17 protein-coding genes are annotated in these 16,717 nt (G+C 67.0%); 4 read left to right on the top strand and 13 right to left on the bottom strand.

Annotation, left to right across the window (positions count from 1 at the left end; translation table 11 throughout):
- Positions 1-190: 190 nt before the first annotated feature.
- The 4 genes from N0B71_RS18320 to N0B71_RS18305 are packed head-to-tail and all read right to left on the bottom strand — an operon-like array spanning position 191 to position 4,087.
- Positions 191-874 carry a VIT1/CCC1 transporter family protein gene (locus N0B71_RS18320; protein WP_259754111.1) on the bottom strand — a complete coding sequence of 228 codons (684 nt, stop codon included), beginning with the start codon at positions 872-874 and terminating at the stop codon, positions 191-193.
- Between the two features lie 33 nt (positions 875-907).
- The gene (locus N0B71_RS18315) at positions 908-1,669 is read right to left on the bottom strand and encodes an SDR family oxidoreductase (RefSeq protein ID WP_259754109.1); all 762 of its coding nucleotides are present in this window, start codon (positions 1,667-1,669) and stop codon (positions 908-910) included.
- On the bottom strand, positions 1,666-2,628 hold the full coding sequence (locus N0B71_RS18310) for an alpha/beta hydrolase (protein WP_259754107.1): 963 nt from the start codon (positions 2,626-2,628) through the stop codon (positions 1,666-1,668). Before N0B71_RS18310 ends, N0B71_RS18315 begins: the two co-directional genes overlap by 4 nt.
- A complete protein-coding gene (locus tag N0B71_RS18305) occupies positions 2,612-4,087 on the bottom strand; it encodes a flavin-containing monooxygenase (protein ID WP_259754106.1) in 1,476 nt (491 codons plus the stop codon). The genes N0B71_RS18310 and N0B71_RS18305 overlap by 17 nt, the downstream gene beginning before the upstream one ends.
- A gap of 147 nt (positions 4,088-4,234) precedes the next feature.
- On the opposite strand from N0B71_RS18305, the gene N0B71_RS18300 reads away from it, so the two are divergent.
- Positions 4,235-5,251 carry an AraC family transcriptional regulator gene (locus N0B71_RS18300; RefSeq protein WP_259754105.1) on the top strand — a complete coding sequence of 339 codons (1,017 nt, stop codon included), beginning with the start codon at positions 4,235-4,237 and terminating at the stop codon, positions 5,249-5,251.
- A 20-nt stretch (positions 5,252-5,271) separates the two neighbouring features.
- On the opposite strand, the gene N0B71_RS18295 is transcribed toward N0B71_RS18300, so the two are convergent.
- The 3 genes from N0B71_RS18295 to speE all read right to left on the bottom strand — a co-directional run bounded on the left by N0B71_RS18295 (position 5,272) and on the right by speE (position 9,773).
- Positions 5,272-6,057, bottom strand: a complete 786-nt coding sequence (locus N0B71_RS18295) for a sulfite exporter TauE/SafE family protein (RefSeq protein ID WP_259754104.1) — start codon at positions 6,055-6,057, stop codon at positions 5,272-5,274.
- A 460-nt stretch (positions 6,058-6,517) separates the two neighbouring features.
- A complete protein-coding gene (locus N0B71_RS18290) occupies positions 6,518-8,593 on the bottom strand; it encodes an LTA synthase family protein (protein WP_259754103.1) in 2,076 nt (691 codons plus the stop codon).
- A gap of 319 nt (positions 8,594-8,912) precedes the next feature.
- Positions 8,913-9,773: a polyamine aminopropyltransferase gene (speE, locus tag N0B71_RS18285; RefSeq protein WP_259754101.1), complete on the bottom strand. Its 861-nt coding sequence runs from the start codon at positions 9,771-9,773 to the stop codon at positions 8,913-8,915.
- 194 nt (positions 9,774-9,967) lie between these two features.
- Here speE and N0B71_RS18280 point away from each other — a divergent pair, with 194 nt between their 5' ends.
- Both N0B71_RS18280 and N0B71_RS18275 read left to right on the top strand, forming a co-directional pair.
- Positions 9,968-10,873 (top strand): DNA-3-methyladenine glycosylase family protein, encoded by a 906-nt coding sequence (locus N0B71_RS18280; RefSeq protein ID WP_259754100.1) that lies wholly within the window; start codon positions 9,968-9,970, stop codon positions 10,871-10,873.
- 2 nt (positions 10,874-10,875) lie between these two features.
- Entirely contained in the window at positions 10,876-11,352 is a 477-nt protein-coding gene (locus N0B71_RS18275) for a methylated-DNA--[protein]-cysteine S-methyltransferase (RefSeq protein ID WP_259754098.1), read from the top strand.
- On the opposite strand, the gene N0B71_RS18270 is transcribed toward N0B71_RS18275, so the two are convergent.
- Complete coding sequence (locus tag N0B71_RS18270) at positions 11,349-11,882, bottom strand: methylated-DNA--[protein]-cysteine S-methyltransferase (protein WP_259754097.1); 534 nt, start codon at positions 11,880-11,882, stop codon at positions 11,349-11,351. The two genes, N0B71_RS18275 and N0B71_RS18270, sit on opposite strands and share 4 nt — an antisense overlap.
- A gap of 119 nt (positions 11,883-12,001) precedes the next feature.
- Here N0B71_RS18270 and N0B71_RS18265 point away from each other — a divergent pair, with 119 nt between their 5' ends.
- A complete protein-coding gene (locus N0B71_RS18265) occupies positions 12,002-12,529 on the top strand; it encodes a dihydrofolate reductase family protein (protein WP_259754096.1) in 528 nt (175 codons plus the stop codon).
- Between the two features lie 522 nt (positions 12,530-13,051).
- Here N0B71_RS18265 and N0B71_RS18260 read toward each other — a convergent pair.
- From N0B71_RS18260 to N0B71_RS18240, 5 genes are all read right to left on the bottom strand, one after another.
- On the bottom strand, positions 13,052-13,243 hold the full coding sequence (locus tag N0B71_RS18260) for a PLD nuclease N-terminal domain-containing protein (RefSeq protein ID WP_259754095.1): 192 nt from the start codon (positions 13,241-13,243) through the stop codon (positions 13,052-13,054).
- Between the two features lie 72 nt (positions 13,244-13,315).
- Positions 13,316-13,999, bottom strand: coding sequence for an acireductone synthase (gene mtnC / locus N0B71_RS18255; protein ID WP_259754094.1), 684 nt, complete (start codon positions 13,997-13,999; stop codon positions 13,316-13,318).
- Between the two features lie 308 nt (positions 14,000-14,307).
- Positions 14,308-14,853 (bottom strand): 1,2-dihydroxy-3-keto-5-methylthiopentene dioxygenase, encoded by a 546-nt coding sequence (locus N0B71_RS18250; RefSeq protein WP_259754093.1) that lies wholly within the window; start codon positions 14,851-14,853, stop codon positions 14,308-14,310.
- A gap of 47 nt (positions 14,854-14,900) precedes the next feature.
- Entirely contained in the window at positions 14,901-15,527 is a 627-nt protein-coding gene (locus tag N0B71_RS18245) for a methylthioribulose 1-phosphate dehydratase (protein WP_259754092.1), read from the bottom strand.
- The gene (locus N0B71_RS18240; RefSeq protein ID WP_259754090.1) at positions 15,511-16,668 is read right to left on the bottom strand and encodes an MFS transporter; all 1,158 of its coding nucleotides are present in this window, start codon (positions 16,666-16,668) and stop codon (positions 15,511-15,513) included. Before N0B71_RS18240 ends, N0B71_RS18245 begins: the two co-directional genes overlap by 17 nt.
- Positions 16,669-16,717 lie beyond the last annotated feature (49 nt).

The following is a 16,717-nucleotide window of genomic DNA, read 5'->3' as shown; positions in this document are numbered from 1 at the left end:
CCGCCGGGAAACGTCAAATGACGCAACGTCCCCCGAAATGGTGGCCAACTCCGCCGAACGCGCCGAGCGGCGCAACGGAAATTTCCCGGCCACTTCCTCAGAGTAGCGCCTGGCGGCAGCCCGCGCCGCTCCTTCCATGCTTCCAACCGTTTGGCGGCGACAGGCGGCAGTCGGGGGAAAGCCTGCGCCACTAGCCGCCCAGCGCGATGCACAGGCCGGTCATGGCGACGCCCAGCGCCGTAAAACCCAGCGCACCCGGCCAGGGCGAGTCACCGGACCAGCGGCTGAGCAGCCAGCCCAGGCCGAACAGCATGGCGACGCCGATGCCCTGGGCCAGGCGCAGCGCCAGCAGCTCGTCCGGCACCAGCCACAGCGGCAGGATCAGCGGCAGGGTGATGCCGGTCACCAGCAACACGATCAGCAGCGCCGCCAGCCAGACCTCGGCTCCGCCATGGCGCAGCGGCCCGGTGCCCAGTTCGGAGCGCATCAGGCGCTGGCGCAGCCGCCAGACCTCGTCCGGCTGCAGCGCGGCCACCAGTCGTGGAGGCAGGAACTCGCCGAGTCCGTCACGGAAATCGCGGTCATCGGACGTGCCGCGCAAGGCGCGCAGGCGACCGTGCTGGTGCACCCGCTCGACCCTCAGACGCACCAGCAGCATCAGCGCATCCACCAGGCCCCAGGCGAGGTTGCAGCCCAGCGCAGCGACGATCAGGTCCTGCCGGCTCGCCCCGCCGCTGGCGGCGGAAATCACCGAGATGATGGTCAGGGTCATGATCACCCCGTAGGTCATCTCGCTGATGCGGTCGAAAGGTGAGGTGATGTCCTGCAGCACACGCTGCCAGGCCGATGGCTGAGGTTCCAGGATCTGCTGCATGGGACGGCCTCCTTCGCCGCCCCTGCAGTTTACTCAGGCGCGGCTGAGCCAGGCCATCACCCAACGGTTGAGCGCCGGCGGCGACAGCTGGCCGGACCAGTACATGGCGCGGAACATGGCGCCGATCGGCCGGTGCACCCCGCTGCTCTGGGCCTGGCGCCAGGCGGCGCGGGCGATGTCCTCCGCCACCAGGGTCACGCCCAGGCGGCGCAACACGGGCGGCTCGAAGGTCTGGCTGGCGACCATCGGCGTGCGCACGAAGGGCGGCATCAGGTCGGCGACGCGAATGCCCAACTCGCGCCACTCCAGCTCCAGCGCTTCGGTCAATCCGCGAATGGCGAACTTCGACGCCGAGTAGCTGGCCATCTGCGGCACCCCGTACAGCCCCGAGGCGGAGCCCATGTTCAGCACCTGCGCGCCCGGGGTGCGCTTGAGGAACGGCAGCGCGGCATAGCAGCAGTTGAGCACACCCTGCACGTTGATGGCGATGATGCGGTTGTGCTCGGCGAGGCTGATGTCCTCGAAACGGCCGAAGCGCAGGATGCCCGCGCAGTTGAACAGCAAGCGCAGCTGTCCGGCGTTGGCCTCGGCGAACTCGCGCACCGCCGCCGTTACCGCGTCGGCGTCGGTGACGTCCAGCGCCCGCTGCCAGGCGCCGTCCAGCTCGGCTGCCAGCGCCGCCAGCGGCTCGGGGTTGAGGTCGAGCAGGCCGACACGCCAGCCGCGCTGGTGGAACAGCTTCGCGGTGGCGGCGCCGATGCCCGAGGCCGCCCCGCTGATCAGGATGGTGTTCATCGCGGCGCTCCTTGCGCAGTGGCAGATTGCACATGGCTGGCAACAAAGCGGGCGACGTCCTGCAGGGCGCGGTCGGCCACGTCCAGCAGGCCGGCGTGGGCCTGGAACACATGCCAGCAACCGGGGAAGCGCTGCAGGTGCACGGTGTTGCCATGGCGCCGCGCGGCGTCGGCGAAGCGCAGGCTGTCGTTGCGCAACACCTCGTCCTCGCCGACCTGGATCAACAGCGGCGGCAGCCCGCTGAGGTCGGCATACAGCGGTGACAGCTGCGCATCCGCGCGCGGTACGCCCGGCGGGCAGAACATCGCCATGGCGCTGTCCATCCAGGCGCGGGTGATCAAGGGGTCGCCCGCCGCCGGCGCGTGCAGGTGTTCGTTGGAAAGATCGGTCACCGGCGAGAAGGTCACCAGCGCGCCCGGCGCCGGCAGGCCCTGCGCTCTGGCCTCCAGGGCCAGTTGCAGGGTCAGGTGGCCGCCGGCGGAATCCCCCGCCACCGTAATGGCGCGGGCCGGGACGCCTTTATCCAGCAATGCCCGGTAGGCCGCCACGGCGTCCTCGCGCTGGGCGGGGAAACGATGTTCCGGCGCCAGGCGGTAATCGATCACCCAGACCTCGGCCTGGCACAGCCGCGCCAGGTTGGCGGTGATCGCCCGATGGGTGGCCGGCGAGCCGATCAGGTAGGCGCCGCCGTGCAGGTAGAGGATCACCCGGCCCTCGCCCGCGCCCTGCGGCCGCCAGACTTCGGCGGGCACGCCGCCCAGGGTCGTCTGCTCGCGATGCACGCCTCGCGGCGTCAGCGTGGCGGCCGTCAGCCCACGCAGCAGCGCACGCTGCGCCTTCACCGGCAACGGCGGGCCCATCAGCCCGCGGAACAGCAGGTTCAGCGTGCCGCGCAGGGTGGCCGTCAGCAGCTTCTGGCGAGTCGACAGCGGCAGTTGCGGTTCAACGGATGCAGTCATAGTCGGCGAACTCCGGCTGACGGGTCTGTTGGCGATACCGGAAGGTGAAGCCCGGCCAGTTCACGGTGTTGCGTCCACTGGCGGTCTTGTACCAGCTGCTGCAGCCGCGCTCCCAGATGGTGTGTTGCAGGTCGTGCTGCAACTGGCGGTTGAAGCCCTGTTGCACCTGCGGCTTGAGGTCCAGGTATTTCAGGCCGTCGCGCTGGACGCGTTGCAGGCAGCCGAGCACGTAGGGGAACTGGCTTTCCAGCATGTAGATGATGGAGTTGTGCCCCAGGTTGGTGTTGGGCCCGTAGAGGATGAAGAAGTTGGGGAAGCCGCTGACGCTGATGCCCTTGTACGCCTCCGCGCCATCGCTCCACGCCTGGTTCAGCTCGCGGCCGGCAAGGCCGGTGACGCGCATTGGGGCGAGGAATTCGGTGGCGGCGAAACCGGTGCCGTAGATGATGGTGTCCACCGGGTGGCGCACGCCGTCACGGGTGACGATGGCGTCCTCGGTGACCTCGTGAATGCCGCTGTCCACCAGCTTCACGTTGCGGCGCGCCAGCGCCGGGTAGTAGTCGTTGCTGATCAGGATGCGCTTGCAGCCCATGGGGTAGTCCGGCTCCAGCCGGGCGCGCAGCTGTGGGTCGGCGATGCTCTTGCGCATGTGCCGATGGAAGCTGATCCGCATGACGTTCATCAGCGGCGGAAACACCGTGAAGGCCAGCGCGCGGGCCTCGTGCTGGATGTACTTCAGGCCTCGGTCCAGGCGTTGCAGCCAGGGCAACCGCGCCTTGAGACGGCGTTCCCAGTCGGCGTAGGGGCGATCCGGCTTGGGGATGACATAGGCGGCGCTGCGCTGGAACAGCAGCAGCTCGGCCACCTTCGGGGCGATCTGCGGAACGAACTGGATGGCGCTGGCGCCGGTGCCGACTACCGCGACGCACTTGCCCTCCAGCGGTGTGTCGTGGTCCCACTGCGCGGAGTGGAAGGCCTTGCCCTGGAAGCGCTCGATCCCCGGCAGTTTCGGGATCAGCGGGCGGCTCAGCTGGCCGAGCGCGCAGACCAGCGATTGGGCGCGCAACTCCTCGCCATCGGCGCAGGTCACCCGCCACTCGCCGGCCGCTTCATCGAAGCTGGCCTCGCGCACTTCGCGGTTGAAGCGGATGCGCTCGCGCAGGCGGTACTTGTCCGCGCAGTGCCGCGCATAGTTGAGGATTTCCGCCTGGGGCGCGAACTTGCGCGACCAGTCGGCCTTGGGTTCGAAGGAAAAGGAATACAGGTGCGAAGGCACGTCGCAGGCGGCGCCCGGATAGACGTTCTCGCGCCAGCAGCCACCGACGTCGGCGGCCTTCTCGAGGATCAGGAAGTCCTGGATGCCGGCCTTCTGCAAGCGGATTGCCAGGCCCAGGCCGGCGAAGCCGGCACCGATGATCAGCACGCGCGGGGCGGCCGGTCGACGGGAAGGTGTTGTCATTGTTGTGCTCCCGGTTCTGAAGTCCGCACGGCGGCGGATGACGACATCCTAGTGCGACTTCCCACCCAGGGTTATGGCATAGTCGGACATAAAATTGTGACTTTCGGTCACCCCTGATTTTCGGTCACCCTGCCATCCGAGGTCTCGATGCCTGCCACCCCGCCCTGGTCGCCCCGGCGCAGCGCCATCAGCGTGCAGCTCATGACCCAGTTCGGCCTCGACCACGGCATGACCCTGGAACAGTGCCTGGACGGCACCGGGCTGGACATCGGCGTGCTCGCCGACCCCGGCGCCGAGGTGGAAGCCAGCCAGGAGCTGGCGCTGCTGCGCAACATCCAGCGGCAGATCGGCCAGCGCCCCGGCATCGGCCTCAAGGCCGGCCTGCGCTATCACCTCAATACCTACGGCATCTGGGGCTTCGCCCTGCTCAGCAGCTCGACCTTCCTCAGTGCCGCGCACCTGGGCCTGCGCTACCTCGACCTGACCTACGCCTTCCACCGCATGACGCTGGAGGAACACGACGGCGAGGCGCACCTGGTGCTGGACGACTCGGCGGTGCCGGAAGACCTGCGCGACTTCCTCATCGACCGCGACGGCGGAGGCGTGCTGCGCATCCAGCGCGACCTGACCAACCAGCCGCCACCGATCCGCCAGGCGCTGTTCCGCCGCGAGGCGCCAGCCGACCTTTCGCCCTACATCGAGCACCTGGGGGTGACGCCGCTCTACGGCCAGGCGGAAAACCGCATCGTCTTCGACAGCCGCATCCTCGATATGCCGCTGCCTGGTGCCAACCCGGAAGTGGCGCGACGCTGCGAGGAACAATGCCGCGCCCTGCTCGCCCGCCGTCAGGTGCGCACCGGGCTGTCCGGGCAGATCCGCGATCGCCTGCTGGGCACGCCGGGACGCCTGCCGGACATGGAGCAACTGGCGAACGAGCTGCACATGACCTCACGCACGCTGCGCCGCCGGCTGGAAGCCGAGGGCAGCAGTTATCGCGCCCTGCTCGATGAGGTGCGCCAGGCGCTGGCCGAGGAGTTGCTGGCCACCGGGGCGATTCGTCTGGAGGAGATTGCCGAGCGGCTCGGCTACGGCGAGGTGTCGAACTTCATCCACGCCTTCCGCCGCTGGAAAGGCGTGACGCCGGGGCGTTTCCGCCGCGGCTGAGCGCTCTGGGAAACCGGCGCTTAGAAGACCAGCTTGTAGCCGATCATGGCCAGCATCACCGCCAGGCACGGGCGCAGCACGCCGTCGGGGATGCGGCCGGCCAGATGGCTGCCGATGTAGATGCCCGGCAGCGAGCCCATCAGCAGGTAGCCCAGCAGGCCCCAGTCCATATTGCCCATGCTGGCGTGGCCGAGGCCGGCGACCAGGGTGAGCGGTACGGCGTGGGCGATCTCGGTGCCGACCAGGCGCCGGGTGGCGAGGAACGGATAGAGGATGAACAGCGCCACGGTGCCCAGCGCGCCGGCGCCGATGGAGGTCAACGCGACCATCGCGCCGAGGATGGCGCCGGTGACGACCGTCAGCGCGTTCAGCTTCGGGCCGCTGAAGTGGAAGCTGTCGCCCGCATGGCGCTGGGCGAAGGCCAGCACCTGCTTCTTGAACAGCACGGCCAGCGCGGTGAGCAGCAGCACGACGCCCAGGGCGTTCTTGATCACCGCGTTCATCGTTGCGGTATCGGCGTGCAGGCTGTGCAGGAACAGCAGCGTCAGCGCCGCCGCCGGAACGCTGCCCAGGGCCAGCCAGCCGGTGATGCGCCAGTCGATGTTGTCGTTCTTGCGGTGAACCAGGACGCCGCCGGACTTGGTGATGGCGGCATAGAGCAGGTCGGTGCCCACCGCGGCAGCGGGGTTGATACCGAACCAGAGCAGGATCGGGGTCATCAGCGAGCCGCCACCGACACCGGTCATTCCAACGATAAAGCCAACGACAAGACCCGCGACTACGAAACCGATATTGCCAACATCCATCTACGCGTCCTGACTGGCGAAACTGATCACCTCGTGGTGTGGGCGGCAGGATAACGAGTTTTCTTATAATTCATTAGATCGATATCGTCTTAATTTATAACTTGTTTTAATCATTTTTCCCGCCGCTCCGCAGCGTCTGGCATGCACCCTGTAGGAGCGGGCCATGCCCGCGAACCGCCGGTAGGACCGGCGTGTGCGCCGATATCAACGGACAGATTTCCTGCTTCGGCGTGGGTGTGCCAGCGCCGCTTTGGCGTACGAGCGGACTCCATGTTTCGCCCCCTCGGGCGAAATCCTGAGAGCCAGACTTGGAGTAGTGTACAGCGCTGGGGCAGCAGCCCATCGTAGCGAGCTCGCTCAACAACCGTGCGGCGCCAATGTGTCGTTGCAAGAACGATACATCAATCAATCCTCGGGAATGAAAAAAGGGCCCGTAGGCCCCTTTTCACTTACCGCTCGATCACTTCACGTCGGGCTTGCCGTCGACCACGCCGGTCTTGTTGTCCAGCAGGGCCTGGGTGGCGGTCTGGATGAAGGATTCCAGGCGGCCCTTCATTTCCGACTGCTCCGGGGTGTCCTGGACGCGAGTCGCGCCGAAGTCCTTGCCGAGCTTGTAGTCATAGACACGGATGTCGCCTTCCTTGGGCTTGATCAGGATGCGATTGCCATAAACCAGCGCCACGTCCTGGCCACTGCCCGACGGCTTGATCATGCCGAAGCCCTTGTCGCCTTCAGGCAGGTTCAGCAGATCGCGGCCCCAGCACTGGTGGCGGGCCTCGCCGCCCAGGCGGCCCATGATGGTCGGCACGATGTCGATCTGGGTGCCGACGGTGTCGCGGGTAGCGCCGAATTTCTCCTGGATGCCGGGAGCGATGATCAGCAGCGGCACGTTGAAGCGGAACAGGTCCATCTCGGTCAGTTGCTCGGGGGTACCGAAGCCGTGGTCGCCGACGACGACGAAGATGGTGTCCTTGTAGTACGGCGACTTCTTGGCCTTCTCGAAGAACTGGCCAAGCGACCAATCGGAGTAGCGCATCGCCGTCAGGTGCTCGTCCAGGCTGCCGTAGCCGGTCACCGGCTGTACCGGCAGATCCTTGGGCAGCGCGTAGGGCACGTGGTTGGACAGGGTCTGCAGCAGCGCATAGAACGGTTTGCCGGTGGCGTGCAGCTTGTCCAGTTCTTCGTTGCCGCGAGCGAACATGTCTTGGTCGGACACACCCCAGGTCGGGTCGGAGAACACCGGATTGACGAAGTCGTTGCGGCCGATAAAGGAGGTCATGCCCTGGTTGGCGAAGAAGCCGGACTGGTTGTCCCAGGCGAAGTCGCCGTTATAGACGTAGACGTCCTCGAACTTGCGTGCCGACAGCAACTGCGGCAGGCCGGAGAACTTGTGACCGCCCTCGGGCGTCTGCATCAGGTACTCGAAGCCCGGCAGGTTGGGGAAGCACGCCATGGTGGCGAACATGCCCTGGTGAGTGTGGGTGCCGTTGGAGAAGTACTGGGTGAACAGCAGCCCCTCCTTCGCCAGCTTGTCGAAGGACGGGGTGATGTTGCCCGGAGCGCCCAGCGCGCCGACGTAGTGGCCGGCGAAGCTTTCCATCAGGATCACCACGACGTTCTTCACCGGCAGAGTGCCATCGGCCGGCGGCGTATAGTCGCGGCGAACCGGTGCGTCATCGGCGTCGACCAGCTTGTCGTCCGGCATCACCAGCATCTTGCGCACGGTGGCCAGGGCCTGGTCCTGCGGCAGGGTGGATTTCCAGATGTTGTCGCGGTCTTCGGAGAAGCGGCTCTCGGCGGCCTTGATCAGGCTCAGGGTACCGTTCAGGCCGAGCTGGTTGGCGAACTGCGAGTCGGTGGTGAAGGCATCGCCCCAGCGCAGCGGCGGGCCCTGGCGCAGGGTGCCGCGGGCGGCGACCACGCACAGTGCGATCAGCACCAGCAGCGCCACCACGCGCAAGTACCAGGCAGCGGCCGACGGACCGCTGGCGGCCGGGCGGGTGGCGCGGTCGATGCCACGGAACAGCAGGTACAGCAGCCAGGTGGCGATGGCCCAGGCCAGCAGGTAGCGGACCACCGGATAGCCGTACCAGATCATGCTCATGACCGTCTTCGGGTCTTCGGACATGTACTGGAACACCAGGCTGTTCAGGCGCTGGTGGAACTCGCGGTAGAAGTCCATCTCCAGCACGCCCAGGAACAGCGTGATGCTCGCGGCGATGGTCAGCCAGGTTTTCCACAGCCAGCGCCAGCCCATGGCGCGCACGCTGACGACCGCGAAGACCAGCGGAGCGACGATGTAGACCACGGCGCGGATGTCGAAGCGCATGCCGGTGAGGAACGCCTCGACGAAGGTGGAAGCCGGGGTGTTGCCGATCAGCTCGCGGTTGTAGATGAACAGCGCAAGGCGCAGCAGGGAGAACATCGCCATCAGCGCGACGACGCTGAGCGCGGTGAACGCCAGGTGGCTGGACACGGTGGGCCGCGTGAGGCTTGCACCGGTCTGGCGGTTGGTCAGGACTTCTGATTGGCCCATGTCTTGGTTCCGTTGTGAACGTTTCGGGTTCGAAGGCGCATCGCCATGGCCGGGCAGCAGGGGCTGCCCGCGCGAGCGCGAAAAGGCTGCGGCATTACACCGCAAAAGCAGCGGCGGCGCATTCTATTGTGTGCCGCTTAAGCAGACCTTAAGCCTGGCCGGGGAATCGTTTCGAGATGATGCGAACGAGAACCAGCGCGGCACTGCACCGCCTGAGGGCGGCCATGGTGCAGGGCGGGGCGTGAAGAAAATGTCGCGGAGCGCCCGAGGGCGCGTGGTGGGCCGCGCCGCCAGGCGACGGCGCGGCACCCTCCCCCGATCAGTCGTTGGCCGGCTTGCCGATGGCTTGCAGCACGTACTGCGGCAGGGCGAAGGCACCCTGGTGGATGGCGGGGTTGTAGTAGCGGGTCTGGATGCCGCTGGCGGCAAAACGCTGGGCCAGGGTGCCCGCGTCGACCTGGCGCAGCGCCGGGTTGGTCGAGCCCCAGGCGAAGGTCATCGAGCCGCCGATGTAGGTCGGCACGGCCGCCTGGTAGAAGTGCCAGTCGGCGAACAGGCCGTTCATGCGGCCGGCGGTGTTGCGCACGGTGTCCAGCTGCATGAAGGGCGTGCCGTTCTGGGTCACCAGCACGCCGCCCTCGTTCAGGCAGCGATGGCAGGCCTGGTAGAAGTTCTCCGAGAACAGCACCTCGCCCGGGCCGATCGGGTCGGTGGAGTCGGAGATGATCACGTCGAACTTCTCTGTGGTGGTGGCGACGAAGCGCATGCCGTCGTCGATCACCAGGTTCAACCGGGCATCGTCGAAGGCGCCCTGGGAGTGGTTGGGCAGGAACTCCTTGCACATGTCGACCACGGTGCCATCGATCTCCACCATGGTGATGTGCTCGACGCTGGCATGCTTGGCCACTTCACGCAGCATGCCGCCGTCGCCGCCGCCGATGATCAGCACGCGCCTGGCAGCGCCATGGGCGAGGATCGGCACGTGGGTGAGCATCTCGTGGTAGATGAATTCGTCGGCTTCGGTGGTCTGGATGACGCCGTCCAGCGCCATCACCCGGCCCATGCGCGCATTCTCGAAGATCACCAGGTGCTGGTGCTCGGTGCGCACCTCGTGGAGCATCCTGTCGACGCTGAATCGCTGGCCATAGCCGTCGTAGAGGGTTTCCTGGTAATCGTGCATGCAATGGGCTCCCGTCGGGACAAGACACTAGGAGGGGACGGCCGCGCCGCCCCGAAAGAGGCGCGCATTCTACGTGCCGGACGATGACAGGTCGAACCCTGCCGTCGGTGCTTTCCGATAAAGCAGGGTTCCCGTTGCGGTTTGAAAGCCAGACGCGGGACGACAGCCCAGCGCGCAACAGGTAAGGTCGCTGCATGACGAATACTGCCCCCCACTCCCGTCTCATTCGCCTGCCCTACCACGCCCCGTGGGACTGGCAGCAGTTCCACGACCACTTCGCCCTGCGCAGCCTGGCCGGCGTCGAGTGCCTGTCGCCCCGGCGCTACGCCCGCAGCGTGCGGCTGGGCGCGGCGTGCGGCTGGTTCAGCGTTGCGCCGCTGGAGGGCAGCGCCGAACTGGAACTCGAACTGCACCTGCCGGTCGCCCATGTCGAGGCGCTGACGGCGCGGGTGCGCAAGATGTTCGACCTGGACAGCAACCCCGCAGTGATTGCCGACCACCTGGGCGACGACGCGGTACTCGGCCCCCTTCTGCAGCAAGCCCCCGGCCTGCGCCTGCCCACCGCCTTCGATCCGTTCGAACAGGCCGTGCGCGCCATCGTCGGCCAGCAGGTCACGGTAAAAGCCGCGGTGACCATCGTCGGGCGGCTGGTGCAGCGCCTGGGCGAAGCGCTGCCGGGCGCGGTGGACGGCCAGCCCACCCGCCTCTTCCCCACACCGGCGGCGCTGGCCGACGCCGACCTCGCCGGCATCGGCATGCCCGGCAAGCGCGTGGAAACCCTGCAGCGCTTCGCCGCCGCCTGCGCCAGCGGCGCGCTGGCGCTGCACGTGGACGACGGCGCCGACGACCTGGTGAAGCGCCTCTGCGCCCTCCCCGGCATCGGCCCGTGGACCGCCGAGTACGTTGCCCTGCGCGCCTTCGGCGATCCGGACGCCTTCCCTGCCGCCGACCTGGGCCTGCTCAAATCGCCGGTCTGGGGCAGCGACGGCATCACCGCCCGCGAGCTGCAACGCCGCGCCGAAGCCTGGCGGCCCTGGCGGGCCTACGCCGCCGTCTATCTCTGGCACGCCTACTCCCAGGCGGGCCGCACCGGAGGATGAGCATGCACTACCGCTACCACGACAGCCCCACCGGGCGCCTGCTGCTGGCCGGCGACGAAGGCGGCCTGCGCATGCTCTACATGGACCTGGAGACCCGCCACTACCCTGAGCCGGACTGGCGCGAGGGCAGCCCGCTGCTGGACGAGGTGGCGCGGCAACTGGACGAGTATTTCGCCGGCAAGCGGCGGCGCTTCGACGTGCGCCTGAACACCGGCGGCACCGCGTTCCAGCGCCAGGTCTGGCAGGCGCTGGTGGATATCCCCTATGGCTACACCACCGTCTACGCGGAACTCGCCCGGCGCATCGGCCGGCCCACGGCGATCCGCGCGGTGGGGGCGGCCAACGGCGCCAACCCGGTCAGCATCATCGTGCCCTGCCATCGGGTGATCGGCAGCAACGGCAGCCTCACCGGCTATGCTGGCGGGTTGCCGCGCAAGGAACTGCTGCTGCGCCTGGAAGGCGCGCTGGAGCCAGCCTAGAAGTCGAAGGTGGCCTGCGCTGCCTGCGGGTCCTCGTAGCCTTCCAGCGCCAGCATGCGCATTTTCGAGGTACCGCCGCCGGGCGCAGAGAAGCCGCCGGTCTTGCCGCCGCTGGCGAGCACACGGTGACAGGGAATGATCAACGGGATCGGATTACTGCCCATCGCCTGCCCGACCGCGCGGGACAAGCCAACGTCGCCCAGGCGCCGGGCGATCTCGCCATAGGTCGTGGTTTCGCCGCCCCCCAGTGGCAGGATGTCGGCGTAGACGCGACGGTGGAAATCACTGACGGCGGACAGGTCCAGCGGCAGCGTGTCGAAGCACACCGCCTCGCCCCGCGCGTACCCCAGGATCAACTGCCGCGCCTCGTCGATGAACGCCGGCCAGTGCGCGGTTTCGCTGGCGAACCTGTCGAAGCGCTCGCGCAGGCTGTGTACTGGATCGCCCGGCAGGTAGGCGCGCGTGATTCCCTGCGGGCTCCAGGCGAGCCCGAACCAGCCGAGGTCTGTTTCGATCAGGCAGTAATGCATCGGGCAAGTGTCCTTCGCGACGACTTATCCCGCAACCCTTTCGTCCTTTAGCACCAGTTCGCACCAACGAAGCTCGGCGCGGATAATGCTGGAGGAGTATTACACCAGGGAGACACCCCATGGCGCGGATTCTCGGCTACATCGCCAGCAGCCTCGACGGCTTCATCGCCACCCCGGAGCACGGTCTGGACTGGCTGTTCAAGCACGACCCGCTGCAATTGGGCGAACACGACTACAACCTGTTCCTTGAGCGCATCCGCACCGTGGTCATGGGCCGCGCGACTTACGACTTCCTCGCTGGCGATCCCACCCCCTGGCCCTACGGCAAGCAGCGGGTGCTGGTGGTGACATCTCACCCTATCGACGAACCGAAAGGCCCGCTGGAAACCCGCAGCAATATCGACGCGCTGATCGCCGAACTGCGTGCGCTGGACGATGGCGATGTGTGGATGCTAGGCGGCGGCCAACTGCAGATGGCCTTCCTGGAGCGCGGGGCGCTCGATGAGCTGGAGATCTACGTGATGCCGGAGATCATCGGCGGCGGTTATCCGCTGTTCCCCGCCACCGGGCTGCGAGCGTCGCCGACATTGCTGTCGGCCAAGGTCATCGAGCCGGGGTGCGTACGGATGCATTATCGGTTCGATTGAGCGGCAGCCGGGCGTTGAGGTGCGGTCGGCGGGATTTCGCGGACAAGGTCCGCTCCTACGGGCATGACCGTGCCGTGCGGTTCGCGAGCAAGCTCGCTCCTACAAGAAGCCCATGCCTGCGGTTTGGCTTTGGCTTCGTAAGACTTCCAGAGAAATACCCGCACGCTCCGAACGCCCCGCTCAGCAGGCCGAGTGGAAGCGGAGTTTCAGGGGTTGAGCGGCATGGATGCCGCGAGAGCTGCGATGGGCCAGGGATGGCCCTTCGCAGCGTGCCCCTGAAACGCCCCTTCAACGAGGGAATTTTTCGCCTAAGCGAAAAACCGGATGTCCGGGGCAAGACCTTTGGTTACTTTGCGTCGTTTGGCAAAGTGACTCGCCCGAGGGGGCGAAACCAGAGATCCCAGCGTACGCCGAAGCAGCGCTGAAATACCCAAGCTGAAGCTGAAAGAACCTCCACCTTTGGAGCCAGGACAAACGCCGCTCTGCCGGGGGATCGCGGGCATGGCCCGCTCCTACAAGGCGTTAGACCCTCACATTCCCCCGCGGCCCGGCGACGGCCCAGATGATCAGGCCCAGCACCGGCAGGATGACGATCACCAGAATCCAGACGATCTTCAGCCCCATCTCGGCGTTGCTTTTCACCACGTTGATGATCGCCCAGATATCCAGGGCGAAGATGATCAGACTGATCAGGCCACTCAGGGTCGAACCCATGTAGAAAATCCCTTTGGATGATTGAGGTCTGATCAGCATAGTCGCCCGCGCCGCATTGGCACGGGCATGGGTTCAGACCCGCGCCGGGTCGATCACCGCGAAGCTGGCCACGGTGTCGTGACCTTCCAGCACGCCGCCCTCGCGAGCCAGGCCGATGGTCTGCAGGCCGGCCTGCTGCGCGGCGTCCAGCTCCTGCACCACATCGGACAGGAAGAGAATCTGCTCGCCCGGCAGACCGATGGCGGCGGCGATGCGCTGGTAGGACGCCGCCTCGCGCTTGGGCCCGCTGGTGGTGTCGAAGTAGCCGGAGAACAGCAGCGACAGGTCGCCTGCCTCGGAACAGCCGAAGATCAGCTTCTGCGCCTGGATCGAGCCGGACGAATAGACGTACAGCTGGTAGCCCTCGGCGTGCCAGTGGCGCAGCGCATCGACGGCATCGGGGTAGACGTGGCCCTTGAGCTGGCCGGCGCGGTAGCCCTGCTCCCAGACCATGCCCTGCAACGCCTTGAGCGGCGTGGCCTTGCGGTCCTCGGCGATCCAGCCCAGGAGGATCTCGATGCAGCGCTCGGTATCGGCATTCGCCTCGCCGCTGTCGGCGCGCACGGCGGCCAGTTGCTCGGCCACGGCGGGCTCGGAGGCATGCTCACGCACGTAGTCCGGCAGGTGCGCGGCGGCATAGGGAAAGAGCACGTCGAAGACGAAGCTGACCGCGCTGGTGGTGCCTTCGATGTCGGTGAGAATGGCTTTGATGGGCATGGGTACTCCAGGAAAGCGGAACGGCTCGGGCAAGAACCCCTCTCTCCCCCCGCCCTCGCCCTGAAGGGAGAGGGCGCTTATCGGCGTATCCGGTAAGACAGGTGCTTCCCGATAACTCCGGACAATCCCCTCTCCCGTCAGGGAGAGGGTCAGGGAGAGGGTGGTTCAGGTAACGACCGTGGGTGGGTGCACACACGGCCATCGTTCTTTATCAGGCTCCGCCGCGGGACTCGTTCGCGAGCAAGGACTCGGCGTCCCCCTCGCTCCTGCGAAGAGCAGGAAACGCCCGGCAACGCCGGGGCGGAAAATCAGTCGTCCAGCAACGGAAACCGCTTGGCGATCTCGTCGCCGGTGAACTTCGCGACCCAGCCCTCGGCATTGTTGAACAGGCGGATGGCGACGAAATGCGGGCGCTCGCCCATGTCGAACCAGTGGCGGGTGCCGGCGGGCACCGAGATCAGGTCGTTCTTCTCGCACAGCACGGCATAAACGTGATCCTCGATGTGCAGGGTGAACAGGCCACGGCCGGCGACGAAGAAGCGTACCTCGTCCTCGCCGTGGCGGTGCTCGTCGAGGAATTTCGCGCGCAACTCGTCCTTCTGCGGGTGATCGGCGGTCAGGCTGACCACGTCGACGGTGACGTAGCCCTCCTCTTCCTGCAGGCGGCGGATTTCGTGCTGGTAGGCGGCGATCACTTCTTCCTGGCTGGCGCCGGGGGCGATGGGCGCGTTGGCTGCCCAGCGCTGGAAGCGCACGCCCAGCTCGCCCAGGGTGGAGGCGATGTCCTCGGCGTGGGTCAGCAGCTTCAGCGGCTGCTCGGGGTTGGATTCGTGGTAGACGGTCAGGCTGCTCATGGTCGGTATCCTTCTGGGCTTTATCCGCAAAAGCGGGCCGGATTCGCTCAGCGTGTGCCGCCGCGAAGGCTCAGTACTTTCAGTTCGCATTCGAAGAGGAATTCGAAGGCTTCGATCTGGCGCAGGGCATCGGCCATGCGTGGCCCCCAAGTGTACAGGCCGTGACCACGGATCAGGTACCCGGGGCAATCCGGATGCGCTTCCAGCCAGGGCTGCACCTGGGCGGCCAGGCGGGCGATGTCCTGGTCGTTGTCGAAGATCGGCACGGTGACGCGGCCTTCGTGGGTGGTGACACCGGCGAAGGCCTTCTGCAATTCGTAGTCCTCCAGCTCCAGGCGGTCGCCGGGTGTCAGGCGCGACAGCACGGTGGCGTTGACCGAATGGGTGTGCAGCACAGCGCCGATCTCCGGGCGCCAGGCGTAGAGCTGGGTGTGCAGCAGGGTTTCCGCGGACGGCTTCTTGCCCGGTTCCAGGCTGTTGCCGGCCAGGTCGGTCTCCAGCACGTCGTCCTCGCCGAGCTGGCCCTTGTGCTTGCCGGAGACGGTGAGCAGTGCGCGATCCGCGGCCAGGCGCGCCGAATAGTTGCTGCTGGTGGCCGGCGACCAGCCGCGGCCATAGAGGAAGCGCCCGGCCTCGATGATCTGCTGGGTCAGTTGTTCACGGTTGGCGTGCATGCGGGTCCTCGTTCAGACGGGTCCAGATGATGAGTGCGGCCGCCAGCGCGGCAACGCTGGCGATGGCGAAGGTCCAGGCCGGGCCAAGGCTACCCCAGCTGTAGCCGGAGTAAAGCGCGCCGAGTGCGCCGCCGGTGCCGGCCAGCGCGGCGTAGAGCGCCTGCCCCTGGCCCTGCTGGCGCGCCTGGAAGCTGCGCTGGACGAAGTGAATGGCGCCCGCGTGGAAGCTGCCGAAGGTCGCCGCGTGCAGCAGTTGGGCGAACAACAGCACGCCCAGGTGCCCGGCCAGCGTGCCCAGCAGCAGCCAGCGCAAGGCCGCCAGGAGGAAGCTTGCCACCAGCACCTGGCGCAGGGAGAAGCGCGTGAGCAGGCGCGGCATGACCAGGAACAGCAGCACCTCGGCCACCACGCCCAATGCCCAGAGCTGGCCGATCAGCCCGCGGGCGTAGCCGAGCGATTCCAGGTGCAGGGTCAGGAAGGTGTAGTACGGGCCGTGGGACAGCTGCATCAGGCACACGCACAGGTAGAAGGCGAGGACGCCGGGCTTGAGCAGTTGCTGGCGCAAGCCGCCGGCGGTGGCTTCGTCCTGCCGCGCCGGCGGCTGGGCGTTGGGCACCCACCAGCTGGCACCGACGATGCCGAGCATGATCGCCAGCAGCGCCAGCGGGTAGGCATCCAGGCTGGCGAACTCGAACAAGCTGCCCAGGCCGACCACGGTGCAGATAAAGCCGATGGAACCCCACAGGCGAATGCGGCTGTAGCGCTCGGTGCCCCCGCGCAGGTGCGCCAGGGTGATGACTTCGAACTGCGGCAGCACCGCGTGCCAGAAGAACGCATGCCCGGCCATGACCAGCGCCAGCCACGCATAGCTATGGCCGAGGAAGATACCGGCGAAGCACAGCGCCGTGCACACCGCGCCAAAGCGCACGATGGCCAGCCGCTGGCCGCTGCGGTCGCCCAGCCAGCCCCACAGGTTCGGCGCCACACAGCGCATCAGCATGGGAATGGCGACCAGCTCGCCGATGCGCGCGCTGGAAAAGCCCAGGTGATGGAAATACAGCGCAAGGAACGGCGCCGTCCCGCCCAGCAGGCAGAAGTAGAAGAAGTAGAAGCTGGACAGGCGCCAATAAGGAACAGCCATAAGCGGCAAGCGTGAGGCGGCCGGCGAAGAGCCGGGTGTCGCACCGGCT

The organism is Pseudomonas sp. GCEP-101 (assembly GCF_025133575.1).
Taxonomy (GTDB): Bacteria; Pseudomonadota; Gammaproteobacteria; order Pseudomonadales; family Pseudomonadaceae; genus Pseudomonas; species Pseudomonas nitroreducens_B.
Note: the sequence above shows the minus strand (reverse complement) of the source record. Positions and strands in the feature narration are given on the sequence as shown.